This window comes from Paenibacillus oralis (assembly GCF_003863965.1).
GTDB lineage: Bacteria > Bacillota > Bacilli > Paenibacillales > Paenibacillaceae > Fontibacillus > Fontibacillus oralis.
In genome coordinates, this window is the sequence record NZ_RRCN01000001.1 from 6,659,883 (window position 1) to 6,676,613 (window position 16,731).

13 protein-coding genes are annotated in these 16,731 nt (G+C 56.0%); 1 reads left to right on the plus strand and 12 read right to left on the minus strand.

Annotation, left to right across the window (positions count from 1 at the left end; genetic code table 11):
• Window positions 1–53: 53 nt before the first annotated feature.
• Complete coding sequence (locus EHV15_RS29775) at window positions 54–1,340, minus strand: Gfo/Idh/MocA family protein (protein WP_128634440.1); 1,287 nt, start codon at window positions 1,338–1,340, stop codon at window positions 54–56.
• 148 nt (window positions 1,341–1,488) lie between these two features.
• Here EHV15_RS29775 and EHV15_RS29780 point away from each other — a divergent pair, with 148 nt between their 5' ends.
• Window positions 1,489–2,370 (plus strand): AraC family transcriptional regulator, encoded by an 882-nt coding sequence (locus tag EHV15_RS29780; RefSeq protein WP_128634441.1) that lies wholly within the window; start codon window positions 1,489–1,491, stop codon window positions 2,368–2,370.
• 749 nt (window positions 2,371–3,119) lie between these two features.
• On the opposite strand, the gene ftsZ is transcribed toward EHV15_RS29780, so the two are convergent.
• The 11 genes from ftsZ to EHV15_RS29835 form a co-directional block, all read right to left on the minus strand.
• Window positions 3,120–4,238 (minus strand): cell division protein FtsZ, encoded by a 1,119-nt coding sequence (gene ftsZ, locus EHV15_RS29785; RefSeq protein WP_128634442.1) that lies wholly within the window; start codon window positions 4,236–4,238, stop codon window positions 3,120–3,122.
• Window positions 4,239–4,295: 57 nt separating this feature from the next.
• Complete coding sequence (ftsA, locus tag EHV15_RS29790; RefSeq protein ID WP_128634443.1) at window positions 4,296–5,549, minus strand: cell division protein FtsA; 1,254 nt, start codon at window positions 5,547–5,549, stop codon at window positions 4,296–4,298.
• A gap of 244 nt (window positions 5,550–5,793) precedes the next feature.
• Window positions 5,794–6,564: a cell division protein FtsQ/DivIB gene (locus EHV15_RS29795; protein ID WP_128634444.1), complete on the minus strand. Its 771-nt coding sequence runs from the start codon at window positions 6,562–6,564 to the stop codon at window positions 5,794–5,796.
• Between the two features lie 92 nt (window positions 6,565–6,656).
• On the minus strand, window positions 6,657–7,937 hold the full coding sequence (gene murA, locus EHV15_RS29800; protein WP_128634445.1) for a UDP-N-acetylglucosamine 1-carboxyvinyltransferase: 1,281 nt from the start codon (window positions 7,935–7,937) through the stop codon (window positions 6,657–6,659).
• Between the two features lie 16 nt (window positions 7,938–7,953).
• Window positions 7,954–8,859, minus strand: coding sequence for a UDP-N-acetylmuramate dehydrogenase (gene murB / locus EHV15_RS29805; protein WP_128634446.1), 906 nt, complete (start codon window positions 8,857–8,859; stop codon window positions 7,954–7,956).
• A gap of 238 nt (window positions 8,860–9,097) precedes the next feature.
• The gene (murG, locus tag EHV15_RS29810; protein ID WP_128634447.1) at window positions 9,098–10,219 is read right to left on the minus strand and encodes an undecaprenyldiphospho-muramoylpentapeptide beta-N-acetylglucosaminyltransferase; all 1,122 of its coding nucleotides are present in this window, start codon (window positions 10,217–10,219) and stop codon (window positions 9,098–9,100) included.
• A 4-nt stretch (window positions 10,220–10,223) separates the two neighbouring features.
• On the minus strand, window positions 10,224–11,321 hold the full coding sequence (spoVE, locus tag EHV15_RS29815) for a stage V sporulation protein E (RefSeq protein WP_128634448.1): 1,098 nt from the start codon (window positions 11,319–11,321) through the stop codon (window positions 10,224–10,226).
• 49 nt (window positions 11,322–11,370) lie between these two features.
• On the minus strand, window positions 11,371–12,795 hold the full coding sequence (gene murD, locus EHV15_RS29820; protein WP_128634449.1) for a UDP-N-acetylmuramoyl-L-alanine--D-glutamate ligase: 1,425 nt from the start codon (window positions 12,793–12,795) through the stop codon (window positions 11,371–11,373).
• 2 nt (window positions 12,796–12,797) lie between these two features.
• Window positions 12,798–13,763 carry a phospho-N-acetylmuramoyl-pentapeptide-transferase gene (gene mraY / locus EHV15_RS29825; protein WP_128634450.1) on the minus strand — a complete coding sequence of 322 codons (966 nt, stop codon included), beginning with the start codon at window positions 13,761–13,763 and terminating at the stop codon, window positions 12,798–12,800.
• Window positions 13,764–13,789: 26 nt separating this feature from the next.
• Window positions 13,790–15,187 (minus strand): UDP-N-acetylmuramoyl-tripeptide--D-alanyl-D-alanine ligase, encoded by a 1,398-nt coding sequence (locus tag EHV15_RS29830; RefSeq protein WP_425464493.1) that lies wholly within the window; start codon window positions 15,185–15,187, stop codon window positions 13,790–13,792.
• Entirely contained in the window at window positions 15,187–16,677 is a 1,491-nt protein-coding gene (locus EHV15_RS29835; RefSeq protein WP_128634452.1) for a UDP-N-acetylmuramoyl-L-alanyl-D-glutamate--2,6-diaminopimelate ligase, read from the minus strand. The genes EHV15_RS29830 and EHV15_RS29835 overlap by 1 nt, the downstream gene beginning before the upstream one ends.
• Window positions 16,678–16,731 lie beyond the last annotated feature (54 nt).

Below are 16,731 nucleotides of genomic sequence, written 5' to 3' on the forward strand. Positions count from 1 at the left end.
GTTCCGCGGCATGGCAGCAAGCCGTTAGAACGGTTATTTCACGTGCGTTTTTCTTAGATGTTGATCAGATCGTCAATCTTGACCGGCAGGCCGGTTCTGATGGCCTGATTGGCGGCGATCCCGGTCAGGATGGAACGGGCGCCGTCGCGGTGGTCCGCCGCCCGGTTGTAGATGTCCTCATTGGGCGGACCGAACAGGTCGTTCAGCAGCACCGGATCGCCTCCGCCGTGTCCGCCTTCGCCCTCTACCACTTGCACCTCATAAGGAGTGTCAAACATGGGGTAGACCATAATGCGCTTGCCTGCAACAGCGCCTTCCAGCGCTTTGTCTCCACCCGCATTAACATAAGAGGATTCCGTAACGTTCATCTCAATCCGGCCCTTGGAACCGTTGAAGGCGATACGGTAACCTTCCCAAGGCATATAGGCGTTAAGGGAGTAGGTCAGGATCGCCTTGTTCTTGTAACGGACAATAACCCCCATCGTGTCCTCGATGCTGATGCCGTCCCCAAATACACTTTGGTCGCGCTGGTATCCGTCCTCATGTTCCGCATCCAGGTACATCCTTTTCAGATTGGGGTTGCTGTCCAGGTGAAGCGCGAAAGGATCGCCTTTGGCCGCAGCGCTGCCGGTCGCCCTTTGATAGAAGGAAGTAATGCCGCGCTTTTCCGCATTTTCCCGGCCATAGAACATCAAATCACCGAAAGCGAATACCGTTTCCGGCTCGGATCCGATCCAGAAATTCACCAGATCGAAATGGTGGGTGGATTTGTGAACGAGCAGCCCGCCGCTGTTGCGTTTGTCCCGGTGCCAACGGCGGAAGTAATCCGCGCCATGCCGCGTGTTCAGCAACCATTCAAAGTGGATGGAATGCACATCACCGATGGCGCCGCCGGCGATAAGCTCGCGGGCTTTGGTGTGGTGAGGCGCATAACGGTAGTTGAAGGTAACGCGGACCTTGCGTCCCGTACGCTCCACGGTATCGAAGATTTCCTTGCACTTTTCCACGTCCACGGTCATCGGTTTTTCCGTGATCACGTCACAGCCCAGCTCAAGGGCGCGAACTATATATCTATGATGAGTACGGTCCACACTGGTAACGATGACGACATCGGGCCTTTCCGCCCCGATCATCGTGTCGAACTCTTCGGTCTTATAGGTGCGGACCACCGGATAATCATGGGTTTCCGTCAAAATTTTGTTGGCAACATCCATTCGGGTCTGGTTAATATCGCAAAACGCCGCAATTTCAGCAGTTTCCCGATAATCCCGCGCAATCGCTTCGTAAAAAAAACGCGCCCGTCCCCCTACGCCTACCTGTACATACCTTTTCTTATCCATCTGATCCATGCCCTCCCATTTACGTTACTCTTTCAATGAAAGAATAGCATAGTGAAATCACAAATTCTCCGCAATTAACGCGGAAAACAACCCAAACCCCGCATATTTTGCTATAATTGAGAAACTTGAAAGGAAAGGTGCGGATCGTATGGATATTTCTCAGCTTCCGGATACTCTAATGGATGAAAAAAACGGAAATTCCCGGCCGATTCGGATCGAGTTTGCCCGGAGAAACGGTTATTTTTCGATGGCCACCAACCATTTTCACAGCGAATATGAAATATATTACTTGTTTTCGGGCAGCCGGTACTACTTTATCAAGGACCGTACCTATGCCGTCCAACCCGGAGATCTGGTTCTGATCGGATCGGACGAAGTGCACAAAACTTCGGACAAAAGCTCTCCCTCGCACGAGCGAATACTGCTTTACTTTCGGCCCAGCTATTTTGCGGCGCTGGACGAGGAGGACCGCGAGCTATTGCTTTCCGCTTTTTCCCAGGATTCCCCCGTGCTCAGATTGAATCTGCAGGAGCGTCTCAAAGTGGAGGAGTTGCTGCTTTCTCTATTGGAGGAGCTCATGGAGAAGCCGCCGGGTTACGGCCTGCATATTGCCCATATGGCCGCAGAACTGCTGCTGTTTACGGCAAGGACGCTCCAAAAGCGTGAAGCCGTTCCTGCGGTGGAGGAGGAACCCTCTGCGATGCAGCGAAAAATTACGGAAATCGTCCGCTATATCAATGCCCATTACGGCGAGCCGCTTGATCTTGACGGACTTTCCGCCCGCTTCTACATCAGCAAAAGCCACCTTAGCCGTGTGTTTAAGGAAACAACCGGCTTCGGCTTTGCCGAATATGTCAATCTCACCCGGATCAAGGAAGCCCGGCGTCTGCTACAGGACACGGAGTTAAGCATTACGGAAATCTCCATCGCCACGGGCTTCAACAATTTCTCCCATTTCGGAAAAATGTTCAAAAAGACGACGGGCTTATCCCCTCGTCTATACCGCTCCGTTAATTCCCCGCCCCGATAAGAAAAAACCTGTTTCGTACAACCCATACGTTGGAAGCGAGAGTGACGAGCTTCTACGATCAGACAGAAGAGGTTTCTTTCATAGTTATAGACATCAGCCCGACCTAAATCAACTGCCAAACGAATTAAAGTATTCTTTTCTTGAGGTGGGCGGCAGATCAACACTCGCTGTCCGGACGCTTTGCACGATTATCCCCTTTGATCAGGTAGCAGAGAAACCGACAAGCTCGGGAGAAGAAAATATTTGGTGGAGAAGCAGATCGGTTCGAGATAATTTAGACGGGCTTAGGAGAAGGAATCAGGCATTTTTTCCTTATCTCTTTTTCTCTCTTTTTTTGGAACCCTTACTCTAGCCCCCACCTCCTGCTCTCTGAACGAAAGGGATAATCATGCAAAGGCAAGCAGCAGGCAGGAACACCAAGACACACTGCTCGAAACGGCTACGGTGCAAAAGGCAGATGCGTTGACCTTGACAGATCGTGACGCCCTCTTCATCGTTGACGCTTCCACGCTTCCATGTTTGAGCGGAATCGCAGCAAAACGGTCGAGTTGCTTGACCGATTTAGGGAAGACACTGTCCGCCTCTGATTCAGCGTCAACTCCGGCAATGGATTGCTGCTTTACCCAGCTAAATCAAGACTTGCTGCCGATTTTTTGCTGCGAAAGTTGAGTTTATAAATTCTGTAATGAAAAAAAAGACCTTGTCCCTACATGGGGGACAAGGTCTTCGGGGAGACGTACTACCCTTGCTTAGTCGTTATTGTTCCGCGAACGGTTACGGAGAAACGTCGGGATGTCGAGCTGATCTCCGTTCGGCTGATTGCCGAACGGCCGCAGGTTCGAAGCCGGACGCGTGTCCTGCGGCTCGGATATGCCCGGAGCAGCGGCCGGTTTGCGGGCTGGCTGCACCGCAGGTTTATTCTCGAACCCCGTCGCGATGACCGTGACTTTGATTTCTTCCTTCATGTTCTCATCGATGATTGCGCCGAAAATCATGTTCACTTCCGGATCGGAAGCGGCGATCACGATCTCCGCAGCTTCGTTGACTTCATACAGGGACAGGTTGGCTCCGCCCGTAATGTTCATGATGACGCCGCGCGCGCCTTCGATGGACGTTTCCAAGAGCGGGCTCATGATCGCCTTGCGGGCGGCTTCGGCAGCCCGGTTCTCGCCGGTAGCGAGGCCGATGCCCATCAACGCGGAGCCGCGTTCGGTCATGATCGTCTTCACGTCGGCGAAGTCGAGGTTGATCAGACCCGGTACGGCGATCAAGTCGGAGATGCCTTGCACCGCTTGGCGCAGCACGTTATCCGCTTCACGGAACGCTTCCAGCATCGGCGTTTTCTTGTCGACGATTTCGAGCAGCCGGTCGTTTGGAATAACGATCAGCGTGTCCACTTTTTCTTTCAGCCCTTCAATGCCAAGCTCTGCCTGGGAAGAACGCTTGCGGCCTTCAAAAGTAAATGGGCGGGTAACGACGCCGACGGTCAGCGCCCCGCATTCTCTGGCGATTTCGGCGATGACCGGAGCCGCCCCGGTGCCGGTGCCGCCGCCCATACCGGCCGTGACAAACACCATATCCGCGCCTTTTAACGTATTTGCGATCAGTTCGCGGGATTCTTCGGCCGCTTTCTTGCCTACTTCCGGATTGGCGCCGGCGCCCAGTCCGCGCGTCAATTTATCCCCGATCTGTAATTTATGTTCGGACTTGGCCAAATGAAGCGCTTGGGCGTCCGTATTTACCGTAATGAACTCGACGCCTTGCACGCCGTTTTCGATCATCCGGTTGACCGCGTTGCTTCCGCCGCCGCCTACCCCGATGACCTTAATTTGAGCCAAGCTCTCCATTTCGAAATCAAATTCCAACATACTATTCCATCTCCCCCTCAATGTGCATGGATGGCCCGTTCTTCATCCTTGAATTTGCTATATAAATTCACTGAACAGATTTTTAAGACGCTCCATCAGGCCGCCCGACTTGCGAGCCGGCTCCTGCGCCGGCGAAGCGGGTTTGCTCCGTCCGGCCGTCTTCTTCGGTCCGGCGCTCCGGACGCGAATGTTCTTGATTACCTTATACAAAATGCCTACGCCCCCGGTAAACCCGGGATCGCGGACCCCGATGTAATCCGGAACGGCGATTCTGACGGAAGCCGCCAATTCCTGTTGCGCGATCTTAAGCAACCCCGCCATCGAAACGGTTCCCCCCGTCAAAATATAGCCTCCCGGCTGCTCGCTGTAGCCAAGCCGTTTCACTTCCTGCCGGATCAGTTGGAAGATCTCCTGAACGCGAGGCTCCGCGATGGCAGCCAGATCTTCCTGCGTAAATTCCTTGTCCACATTGCTGCCGATCCGCGTTACCTTAAAGGTTACGTCCGGCGCGGCGTCCTCGATCGAGGCGCAGCCGTACTTCAGCTTCGCTTTCTCCGCATGATCGGTCAACGTGCGGAGACCGTAAGCAATGTCGTTCGTTATAAATTCTCCCCCAATCGGAAGCGTGGATGTGGCCACGATCGTGCCGCCTTCAAACACAGCGATCGTGGTGGAACCGGCACCGATATCCACCAGCACCGAACCCATCGTTTTCTCATCCTTGGACAAGGCGAGCTGCCCTGCGCCCAACGACAACAAGACCAAATCCCGGACCTTCAGCCCGGATTTCTCCACACAGCGGAGCAAATTGTGAATTGCGGTCTTCGCTCCCGTTATGATCGTCGCTTCCACTTCCAGACGAACCCCGATCATGCCGCGGGGATCCTGAATGCCTTCAAGCCCGTCCACCACATACTGCTTGGCCACAATATCGATAATTTCGCGTTCCGGCGGAAGGGCGATGACTTCGGCCGCTTTCAGCACGCGGTCGATATCGTCCTCGCCGATTTCCCGGTCTTCATTTTGTACGGCTACTACTCCGTGGCTCGTTTGGAGTCCGATGTGGTTGCCCGAAATGCCGACATATACTTCCGATATTTGAATTCCTACCATCCGTTCCGCGTGATCCACTGCGTTGCGGATCGATTGGACCGTCTGGTCAATATCTACAATCGCGCCTTTTCGAATTCCTTCCGAGTCGGCAGATCCAACTCCAATAATATTAAAGGTTCCATTGCCAATTTCCCCAATAATAGCACGAACTTTGGATGTACCGATGTCCAAACTAACAATGATGTCATTGTTGCTCAAGCCCTGGCACCTCCTATTTCCCATTCAAAATATACTTACCGTGTTAGATGCACTCTCTACATATTCAACGCCGTTTAACCTTTCCCTCTTTTTTCTACAAATTTTTTGACTTCCAAGTTTTACATCTTATCGGGCAATAGGACCTGAAAAACCTAAATTCAACCCCTGCCGCGAGGCGCAAAAATCAGAAGAAAAAAGAGGGAGATAGGCAACTAGCCCATAAAATGTATTTTAACATTGTTTTTCATTGATGAGTAGTGCCATTTTGGCCGGCCTCTTCGCTTTCCGGCGGGGGATACGGCACGTAGGAATCGGCATCCAGCATTTTCAGCTGTCCGGGATCCTGATTTTGCAAAATCTCGTTCAAATACTCCGCCTTCTTGGGCAGCAGCGAGATCGCGGAAATCACTTCGAATTCGGAGCGCGTATACATTTTGATCCGGTCCGGATAAGACAAGGTTGGCGAAGGAACGATCTCGGATATATCGGCGGTCAACTCGCCAGGAATCTCCGACAACGTTTTGCAGAGTTTAACCAGATTGGGATCATCCGCTTTCCACCCGGTCAAAATAGGCTTGTCCACCGGCATGGAGCCGTTTTGCAGCGGGATTTTGGTGCCGTTCGCCAGCAGTCCGTTCAACATCCCGTCGCCGGTAAGCTCATAGGCCGCAAGAGGAAATTCTTCAATCTCGATTTCGATGGTTCCCGGGAATTTTTTGTTTACGTCCGCATGCTGCACGGAAGGAATGCTTTCCAATTTGCGCTGAACGTTCCCCGAACTGACGGCAAAAAACGGAGCCCCGACTTCCAGTCCGGCGGCCTCCAAAAGCTCACCCTCCGTGGAATACGTATTGCCGTGAAACGTAATCGCCGAAACCTTGCTTAAAGACGAGCGAAAAAAAAGCACGCAGAGCAAAGAGAGGAACAGCAAAATGAGGATGACTTTCACTTTTCGGTCGCTTTTCTTTTTCGGTTTTTCCGGCTCTTTCAGGGCAGGTACATTCGCTTTTGGCATATCATTTCTCCGCAACTTTCTGAATAAATAATAATAGAACAACGTCCAAAAGCCTTGATCCCCTCCGGCCGGAGGGGATATAAGGCCAAGCCTCAGGCTAAATCAAGCTGCTTCAGTACGGGCGATTCGCGATGGATTAAGCCCCCGAGACGCTGGAACATCGTTTCGATCCGGTCGTAGCCGCGATCGATGTGATGAACCTGCTCCACGATCGTTTTGCCTTGCGCCGCAAGCCCCGCAATGACCAGCGCGGCACCGGCCCGCAGGTCCGTGGCCTCCACGGTGGCTCCGTACAATCTTGGCACCCCGCGAATGAAAGCGCGATTCAAATCGACCGAAATGTCGGCGCCCATTCGGACCAATTCGTCCACATGCTTGAATCTGCCCTCGAACACGGTCTCCTTCATCACGCTGAGTCCGTCCGCCAACGCAAGCAATACCATAATTTGCGACTGCAGATCGGTCGGAAAGGAAGGGTACGGCGAAGTCACGATCCGTTCCACCGCCCGCGGACGGCCTGCGCTGCTAATCGTTATTATATCATCGGCAGCTCCGATTTGAACACCTGCCCGCCGCAGCACCTGAAGCAGCGACACCAGGTGCGCCGGATTGCAGTGTGTCAGCGTTACGCTTCCGCGCGTCGCGGCTACGGCGATCAGCGCGGTTCCGGCAACGATGCGGTCGGGGATAACCTCGTAATCGCATGGATACAGCCGCTCTACGCCGCGAATCCTAATCGTGTCCGTTCCGGCGCCGATGATGTCCGCCCCCATGGCGTTCAGGAAGTTTTGCAAATCCTGAATTTCCGGTTCCCGGGCGGCATTGCTGATTACCGTCGTCCCCTCCGCCAGCGCGGCCGCCATCATGATGTTTTCCGTCGCTCCAACGCTGGGAAAGTCAAGGTGAATATCGCTGCCGACCAGCTTGCCGGCCCTGCACCGGATTTGCTGTTCGCTTTCCTCAATTTGCGCTCCCAAGGCCTCCAGCCCTTTCAAGTGCAAATCGATTTTCCGTTCGCCGATCGCGCACCCGCCCGGCTGGTAAATGCAAACTTCCCCGAACCTGGCGAGCAGCGGCCCCATCAAAAAAATCGACGACCGCATCTGCTTCATCAAATCCTCCGGCACATGGCTTGAATCCGCGCTTCCCGTGTCGACCGTAACCGTATCCCCTAAATGGACGGCTTTGCAGCCAAGACGGCCGAGTATGCCCAGCATGACATCAATATCGAGCAGACGGGGGACATTTCGAAGTTGCACCTTGCCTTCGGACAGCAAACTAGCGGCCAGAATCGGCAGTGCGGCATTTTTTGCTCCATGGATACGAATGGTTCCTGATAGGGGTCTCCCGCCTTCGATCACCAATTTGTCCAATGTATCACCTCCGAGTTTACCGTTCGCCCACGAAAAAAACCTCCGGCACCAGCGTTACGCCGAATTTGCCTTTGACGGCGGCCTTGATCTCCTCCATGAGCGTTAGAACGTCCTCTGCTGTCGCTTGCCCGGTATTGACGATGAAATTGGCGTGCAGCGTGGATACTTCGGCTCCTCCGACCCTTAAGCCTTTAAGTCCGGCCGCCTCGATCAGTCTGGCCGAATGGTCTCCCGGCGGATTGCGGAAGACGCTGCCGGCGCACGGCTGCTGAAGCGGCTGCGTTTTGCGGCGGCGGTCCTTGTAGGCCGCCATGGCGGCGGCGACTTCCAGCCGGTCGCCGGAAGCCAGCATAAATTCAGCTTTGGCCACAATGCCGCGCTGTTCATGCAGTACGGAATGCCGATAGTCAAATTTCATATCCTCTGCGGTGTAAGTGACCAATTCACCCGTCTCCAGAACAATGTCAGCGGATTTAAATATACGTGACACATCGGACCCGTGAGCGCCGGCGTTCATATATACGGCTCCCCCCACCGTTCCGGGGATGCCCCCGGCAAACTCCAAGCCGGTCAGCCCCTGTTTGCCCGCCATGATGCTGAGCCTGACGAACGAAGCGCCACCTCCGGCCCGGGCCTCGTTTCCGTCAAATTCGATCTGCTCCAAACCGGAGCCCAATCGGATCACGCACCCGCGAATTCCTTGGTCGGAGACAAGCATGTTTGAGCCTTTGCCGACCACCATCCAAGCCACCTGCTCTTCATGAAGCAGCCGGACCAGCCTGGACAGCTGCCCGGGATTCTCAGGTACGACCATCGCGTCAGCGGGACCCCCGATTTTCCATGTTGTATATTTTGACATCGGCTCGTTCGGCAATACCGTTCCGACTCCCTGCCTGGTCAAATTCGATATCCAATGCTGCATCGTAAAATCCCTCCTTGACTTGTAGGCGGAAAACACCCCGGCCTTGATGCCGCCGGCATAATCAGGTTCATGCCGTCGTAAACGAAGCCGGCTGCCCGGGTCCGTCGGAGCAAATCATGCTAACCGTTGTCCTTTTCGCTCCGCTTGGATTGTCACGATTTATAGAGTATCTTATGCCTTCCTCACGGAGAGTGTGACAATCGCCCAGGTCCAGTTCCGGCCCCTTTGTTTCTCCGCGTTAGCGGCGATTTCCGCGGCTTTGGACAAGACGCCGCATCTCCTCCACCAGCAAATGGGCCGAGTCCGGTTTGCCGAGACGGCGGGAAGCCGCCGACATCGAGGCGTGGACGGACAGCTCGTTCATGATCCGCTGAATCGAGCCGAACAGGCTCTGCCCGCTCAAGTCCGGCTCCAAAATGACTTCGGCGGCCCCGGCCCGCTCCAAAGTCCTGGCGTTTTTCTCCTGATGATTGTTCGTCACGTTGGGCGACGGAATCAGAATCGCCGGAATTCCGAGCGCGGTGATTTCCGCCAAAGAGGACGCTCCTGCTCGTCCCACGATCAGGGAAGTCGCGGCCAGCACCTCCGGCATGTTGTGAACGTAAGGAAGCACCTGCAAATGATCCGGGAGCCCGCCCAGTTTGCCGCGAATGGCTTCGAGCGTCGCTTCATGGTAAGCCTCTCCGGTGACGTAAACGAATTGCAGATGCGGCGCTTCCGCAAGCAGCGGTGCCATGCCGATCATCGCTTCGTTGATCGCTTTGGCCCCCCGGCTGCCGCCGACGACGAGCACGACCGAACTGCTTGCGGCAAGCCCCAGGGAGGCAAAGCCCTTCGCCTTGTCGGCCGCATGAACGGTCGTAGCCCGCGGATTGCCGGTATATACGACATTCCCGGCTCCCGGGAACGCCGACTCCGAGCCTTCAAAGCTCACCGCCACGGTCGACACGTATTTGCTTAAAAAACGGTTGGTCAGCCCCGGAATGGCGTTTTGCTCATGGATGACGCTCGGGATACCCAGCTTGGCGGCCGCGTAAACGACCGGTCCGCATACGTATCCGCCCGTCCCGATGACGACGTCGGGGTTAAATTCCCGCAGCAGTTTTTTGGACGCGCGCACTCCTTTGAGAAAACGCATGACGGTCTTTATATTTTCGATCGACAGTTTGCGGCGAAAGCCGGTGATGTCGATCGCTTTAAACGGAATGTTTTGCTTCGGAACCAGCGAGCTTTCCAGCCCTCTCTGGCCGCCGATATATAAAAATTCGGAATCGGGAAATTCCGCAGCGCATTGGCTTGCGACGGCCAGCGCGGGGTAGATGTGTCCCCCGGTTCCGCCGCCGCTCAGTACGACGCGCATATTCTCACCTCGCATAACGGGATAAATTAAGTAAAATGCCTAACGCGGTCAGCATAAGCGTCAGCGAAGATCCGCCGTAGCTGATAAGCGGCAGCGTAATGCCGGTGACGGGCATCAGGCCGATCACGACGCCGATGTTGATCACGACCTGGACGGCGACCATCCCGACGATGCCGACGGCCAGCAGGCTGCCGAACGTGTCGTCGATCGTCATCGCGACCCTCATGCCGCGCCACACCAAAATGAGGAACAGCAGCAGGACGAGCAGTCCGCCAATAAAGCCAAGCTCCTCGGCCAAAATGGAAAAAATAAAATCGGTTTGCGGCTCCGGCACATAGCTGTATTTCTGCCGGCTCATCCCGAGCCCCAGCCCAGCAAGCCCGCCGGGGCCGATCGCGTACAAAGACTGGATGATCTGGTACCCCGCGCCGAGCGGATCGGACCAGGGATCAAGAAAAGCGGTAATCCGTTGCAAGCGGTAGGGCGCCGCCAGAATCAGGCCCACGAATCCAAGCGCCCCAAGGCCCGCCAGACCGGCCAGATGCAGGATTCGGGCTCCGGCCGTAAAGACGATCAGCAGCGAGGCGCCAAGCATGACCGTGCCTGTCCCCAAATCGGGCTGCAGCATGATCAGACCGAACGCTAGACCGATCACGCCAAGCGGCGGCAGCAGACCTTTGGTGAAATTCGTAATCTTGTAACCTTCCTGGCTAAGGAAGTAGGATAGGAACAAAATCATGCCCAGCTTCATGAACTCGGACGGCTGGATGCCGAACGAGCTGATGCCCAGCCAGCTTCGCGCTCCCCCGCGGACGACCCCGATGCCGGGGATCAGCACGATCACGAGCAGGGCAAAGCAAATGACCAACCCCACCTTCGCGTATTTGCGCAACAGCCGGTAATCGAAATTCATCAGCAAAAACATCGCGACCAGTCCGAGTACGGCGAACAACAGCTGACGTTTCACAAAGTAGAAAGAATCGCCGTAATCATGAAAAGCGAGTACCGAACCCGCGCTGTACACCATCACAATTCCGATCGCCAGCAGTCCGAGGATGCTGGCCATAAGCCAAAAATCCGGCGCCGTACGGCTCTTGCCCATCGTGGATGCCACCTCTTAACAGAAAGTAGGGGCTTTTCCACCCCCCTACTTAAAGGGTATGCACCGCCTCTTTAAAAATGCGTCCACGCTCTTCGTAGGAAGAGAACATATCCCAGCTGGCGCATGCCGGAGAGAGCAGCACAGCATCTCCGGATGCGGCCAAAGCCGCTGCCTCCTTCAGCGCGGTCCGCAGCGTTTCCGCGGCACTGTCACCATTATCGACCACCACGATAGCGGATAGACCCGCGAGTTCTCCGGCTTTGGCGATTTTTTCCTTCGTTTGCCCCAAGGCGACGAGCGCCTTCACTTTTTGTTTAAAGACGGGCACCAACTCCATGTAATCGGAGCCCCGGTCCAGCCCGCCGGCGATCAGCACGATCGGAGCCGTTAAGGCGCCCAACGCCATGATCGTCGCCTTCGCGTTCGTCGCTTTGGAATTGTTGTAATAAACCACGCCGCGCTTCTCCTCGACGTATTCCAAGCGGTGCTCCACGCCGCGGAACGTGCGCAGCGGCTCTACGAGAGCCTCCGGCGCCGCGCCCGCGGCCAGGGCGACGGCAACCGCCGCCAAAGCGTTCTCCACGTTGAAGCGTCCGGGCAGGGCAATGTCGCGCACATCGACAATTTTCCGCACCACGCCGTCCGCCCCCCGGTACATGACACTGCGGTCAAGTCCGTCCTCCATATCCGGAACATAGGCCGGCTGGATGTACACCCCTTCCGTCTTCAACTCCTCCGTCATCGAAAAAGGGATCAGTTTTGCCCGGATATAGGGCACGAGCTGCCGGCATGTAGGGTCGTCCCAATTGACGACAGCCGTATCCGCCGCTTCCTGATTGGCGAACAGTTTGGCTTTGGAGGCCACATAGTCATCCATCGTACCGTGGTAGTCCAGATGGGTCTCCGCCACATTAAGCAGGCAAGCAACCTTGGGGCGGAACGCCTGCGTCCCTTTAAGCTGAAAGCTGCTAAGTTCGGCCACGAGCCAGTTTTCGGCGCTCGCCGTCTCCGCCGCTTCACACAGCGGGGTGCCGATATTGCCGGCGACGAGCGGACGAAGCCCGGCGGCTTCCAGCATTTTACCGACCCATGTCGTCGTCGTCGTCTTCCCGTTGGAACCCGTAATCCCGATGATCGGCGCCGGGCTGATCCGGTAGGCGACTTCCACCTCGGTCACGACGTCGATACCCAGCTCCAGCGCTTTGGCCACAGGCGGGGCCGAGTACGGGATGCCGGGGTTTTTGACCACCAGTTCGACGCCGGGATGGACAAGTCCGTCCGGATGTCCGCCGCATACAACAGAAATTCCCAAAGCCTCCAGTTCGGATGCTTCGGGACACAGTTCCCTCTCCTTTTTATCGTTAACCGTAACAACGGCTCCAAAATGATGCAGGGTTTTCGCGACCTGAACGCCGCTTTTCGCTAAACCGATCACGACCACCTGGCGTCCCCGGTATTCTTCTGGATGCTTCATGATTACAACCCCTTGCTTAAGTAAAGTCCAATGCCCGCCAGGATAAGTCCGGCAGCCCAAAACGTCACCACAACCCGCCATTCCGACCAGCCTGACAGCTCAAAATGGTGGTGAATCGGGCTCATTTTGAAAACCCGTTTTCCCCTCGTTTTAAAAGAGGTCACCTGAATGACGACGGACAGCATTTCGATGACGAAGATGCCGCCAATCACCAGGAAGAGCAGCTCGCTTTTCGTGATGATGGCGATCGCGCCGATCGCCCCGCCTAGCCCCAACGATCCGGTATCGCCCATAAACACCTTGGCCGGGTGCGCGTTGAACACGAGGAAGCCAAGCACCGCCCCGATCATCGCCGCCGCGCAGACCGCGGAAGGGATCGAAGTCGCCTGCATCGCGATCACCGCGTACGCGCCGAACGCGATCGCGCTCACGCCGGACAGAAGTCCGTCCAGACCGTCGGTGAAGTTCACCGCGTTGCTGATTGCCAGCATCATGACAACGATAAAAGGATAATAAAACCAGCCGCCGAGGTCAAAAGACCACCCGGTGCCCGGTATGCCGATCGCCGTGCTGTGCCCTTCCGAAATGAGCAAAACGCACATGATACCGGCGAACAGCAGCTGTCCGAACAATTTTTGTCTGGGCGTCAATCCCAAAGACCGTTTAAATACGATTTTGATGTAGTCATCGAGAAAACCGATCAGCCCAAAGCCGAGCGTAGCGATCAGCAGTACGTAGAAATCGGTGTTGATGACCGAAAATTTAAGAAAAGACAACGTAAAGGCAAGCAAAATAATAACGCCGCCCATCGTTGGCGTGCCCGCCTTTTTCTGGTGGCTTTGCGGCCCTTCCCCGCGTATTTGCTGGCCGAATTTAAGCCGTCTCAGCAGCGGAATGATCAGCGGCGCCGAAATGACGGCCAGAATGAAGGATACGCCGATCGTTAACAGAATTAGTCCAAAATCCATGGGATTTCACCCCCTCTCGCCGGTGTTTAGTGCTTTAGATTGCTATGTCTAACCGCGTCTACGATTTCCTCCAGCTTCATGCCCCGGGAAGCCTTGACCAGCACGACGTCCTTCGGATGGAGCTGCGAAATCAAATTGCGGATGAGTTCAGTTTTATCAGTATATGCGTGAATGCGCGCAGGTTCCAAATGTTCGGACGCGCCCTCGGCGATTTTCAAGCCCAGAGTCCCGTAAGTAAAAAGCTGATCCACTTGACCCGGTGTCAAGGCGGCGCCGATCTCGCGGTGGTATTCCTCCTCAGAGGCTCCAAGCTCGAGCATATCCCCGAGCACGGCGACTTTTTGGCGGAACCCTTTCATCTTTTCCAGCACTCCGATCGCCGCTTTCATCGCAGTGGGGCTGGCATTGTACGCATCGTTCAGGATCGTCACGCCGCTTGCGCCGATGATGCGCTCGATCCGCATCCCGGTTAGTTCGGCATGGCTCAGCCCGTCCCGAATCGCGGCTTCGCTGACCCCATAGCGGCGGGCGACCGTGAGCGCGGCCAAAGCGTTCACCACGTTGTGCTCGCCCAGCAGGGGCAGCTCCAGCGGCTCCCCGCCGGTCTCATTTGAAGTGAACAGAATGCGATCCTCCATAAACATCATCCCGGTCGGGTATTCGTCATTGCCTTGACCTAGGCCAAACGTGGCGGTCTGCAGCCGCTCCGGCTTCCGCGTGTCCGCCTCCGCGAGCACCTGGGGAATCAAAGGTTCGTCCCCATTGTAGACGAACAATCCCCCGGGCTTCATCCCCGCGAGGATCTCCAGTTTGGCCCGCGCGATTTCCTCCCGCGAGCCGAGCTGCAGCAGATGCGCTTCGCCGATGTTGGTAATGACCGCCGTCTCGGGCTCGGCCAGTTTGGACAGCAGCTCGATTTCGCGGCGGCCGCTCATGCCCATCTCCAGGACGGCGATCTCCGCCTCCTCGGGCATCGCCAGGATCGTCAGCGGCAGGCCGATGTGGTTGTTGAAATTCCCTTTGGTTTTATGCACTTTATACGTCGTGGACAAAAGCGCGTAAACGAGGTCTTTAGTCGTCGTTTTCCCGTTGCTGCCCGTAATGCCGACTACCTTAGCGCCCGTCTGGACCAAGTAGGACTTGGCCAGCGTTTGCAGCGCCTCCAAGCAATCGTCCACCAGGACGGCCGGCCCGGGAGGCGTTCCTTTGGACCGCTCCCACAGGGTTGCGGCCGCTCCCGCGCCCAGACAGCCGGCAGCAAAATCGTGGCCGTCGAACCTTTCCCCGGATAACGGAATAAACAAACAGTCCATTGCGATTTGCCGGGAATCGGTAACCGCGCCGCGTACCGTAATGCCGGAATCGGCCGCCTCCCGCACTTTTCCGCCGCACATCGCGGCTATATCCGCCAATTTTCTAATTATCACTTCGCCAAACCCCTTATCGCTTCTTTTGCTACGATTCGATCATCAAAATCGAGCACCGCGGTTCCGATCAACTGATAGGTTTCATGACCTTTCCCCGCAATCAATACTACATCTTCACGGCTTGCCATTTCAATAGCCTTTTGGATGGCCTCGCGGCGGTCAACGATCAGCTCATAACGGCTGCGATCCACCCCGTCGCCGAGCAATCCCTGCTCGATGTCGCTTAGTATAGCATCGGGATTTTCGGTGCGCGGGTTGTCGGAGGTCACGATGACGTGCTGGGCGTATTTCGCGGCGATCCGCCCCATGATCGGACGCTTCGTGCGGTCCCGGTCGCCGCCGCAGCCGAAGACGCAGATGACGCGGCCTTGGGCAAACTCGTTAACGGTCCGCAGCACATTCTCCAGCCCGTCGGGAGTATGGGCGTAATCGACGATGACGGCGAAGGATTGGCCCTCATCGACCGCCTCGACCCGTCCTTCCACGCCTTTGACCGCTTCCAGGCTGGCCTTGATCCGTTCGAGCGGGATCCCTTCGAGCAAAGCGGCCGCGATCGCGGCTAGCGCGTTGTAAACGTTGAACTTGCCGACCATGCGCAGCGAAATATCGGCGCTGCCTTGGAAAGTGTCGACATGGAACAAGGTGCCTTTCGCGGTTATGGAAATGTCCGAGGCGCGGACATCGGCCTCGTTCTCCACCCCGTACGTGATCGTTTCCGCGGCGGTTTGCTTGGCGAAATAGGAGCTTGCCGGGTCATCCGCATTAAGGACCGCGTAGCTTCGTTCGTTCGGATCGGCCGGATAAGCGTTGCCCAGGCGGGAGAAGAACAGCCCCTTGGCCCCGCGGTATTCTTCCATCGTGCTGTGATAATCCAAATGATCCTGGGTCAAATTTGTAAAGATGGCCGTCCGGAAAAACGTTCCTTTAACACGGCCCTGGTCCAGCGCATGGGAGGACACCTCCATCACGCAGTAATCCGCGCCGCCTTCGGCCATTTCGTGCAAATACCGCTGCAGTTCGAGCGATTCCGGCGTCGTGCCCGACATCGGATACGTACTGCCGGCGAATTTGCGCTGAATCGTGCCGATAAGCCCCGTAGAGCGTCCTTGATCCTCAAGAATGCGTTCGATCAAATAAGTCGTTGTCGTTTTGCCGTTCGTTCCGGTAACGCCGATGACCTTCAGACGACGGCTAGGAAACCCGAAATACACGTTGCCCAAAACCGCCATCGCCAAACGGCTGTCCTTCACTTTGAGCTGGGGCAGCTTACAATCGTCAAGCCAACGTTCCACGACAAGCGCCGCCGCTCCTTTTTCCGCGGCTTGCGGAGCGAAGTCGTGCCCGTCGACCGTATGCCCGGGAAGGCATATAAACAAATCGCCGGGCTGAACCTTCCGCGAGTCGATGGCCATGCCTTCGCACGCCCGCTCCCCGTCGCCTCGTATTTGTGAAGCTATCAAATAAGTCGCCAATTCCTTAAGCAGCATAACTACCCCTCCGTATTTCAACAACGTTCGTGAACACTCACTCTATATTATCAC

Excerpts from the sequence above, each read along its gene's own strand:
- EHV15_RS29775 (WP_128634440.1), bottom strand. The coding sequence starts at position 1,340 with ATGGATAAGAAAAGGTATGTACAGGTAGGCGTAGGGGGACGGGCGCGT.
- EHV15_RS29780 (WP_128634441.1), top strand. The coding sequence starts at position 1,489 with ATGGATATTTCTCAGCTTCCGGATACTCTAATGGATGAAAAAAACGGA.
- ftsZ (WP_128634442.1), bottom strand. The coding sequence starts at position 4,238 with ATGTTGGAATTTGATTTCGAAATGGAGAGCTTGGCTCAAATTAAGGTC.
- EHV15_RS29795 (WP_128634444.1), bottom strand. The coding sequence starts at position 6,564 with ATGCCAAAAGCGAATGTACCTGCCCTGAAAGAGCCGGAAAAACCGAAA.
- murB (WP_128634446.1), bottom strand. The coding sequence starts at position 8,859 with ATGCAGCATTGGATATCGAATTTGACCAGGCAGGGAGTCGGAACGGTA.
- murG (WP_128634447.1), bottom strand. The coding sequence starts at position 10,219 with ATGCGCGTCGTACTGAGCGGCGGCGGAACCGGGGGACACATCTACCCC.
- spoVE (WP_128634448.1), bottom strand. The coding sequence starts at position 11,321 with ATGGGCAAGAGCCGTACGGCGCCGGATTTTTGGCTTATGGCCAGCATC.
- murD (WP_128634449.1), bottom strand. The coding sequence starts at position 12,795 with ATGAAGCATCCAGAAGAATACCGGGGACGCCAGGTGGTCGTGATCGGT.
- mraY (WP_128634450.1), bottom strand. The coding sequence starts at position 13,763 with ATGGATTTTGGACTAATTCTGTTAACGATCGGCGTATCCTTCATTCTG.
- EHV15_RS29835 (WP_128634452.1), bottom strand. The coding sequence starts at position 16,677 with ATGCTGCTTAAGGAATTGGCGACTTATTTGATAGCTTCACAAATACGA.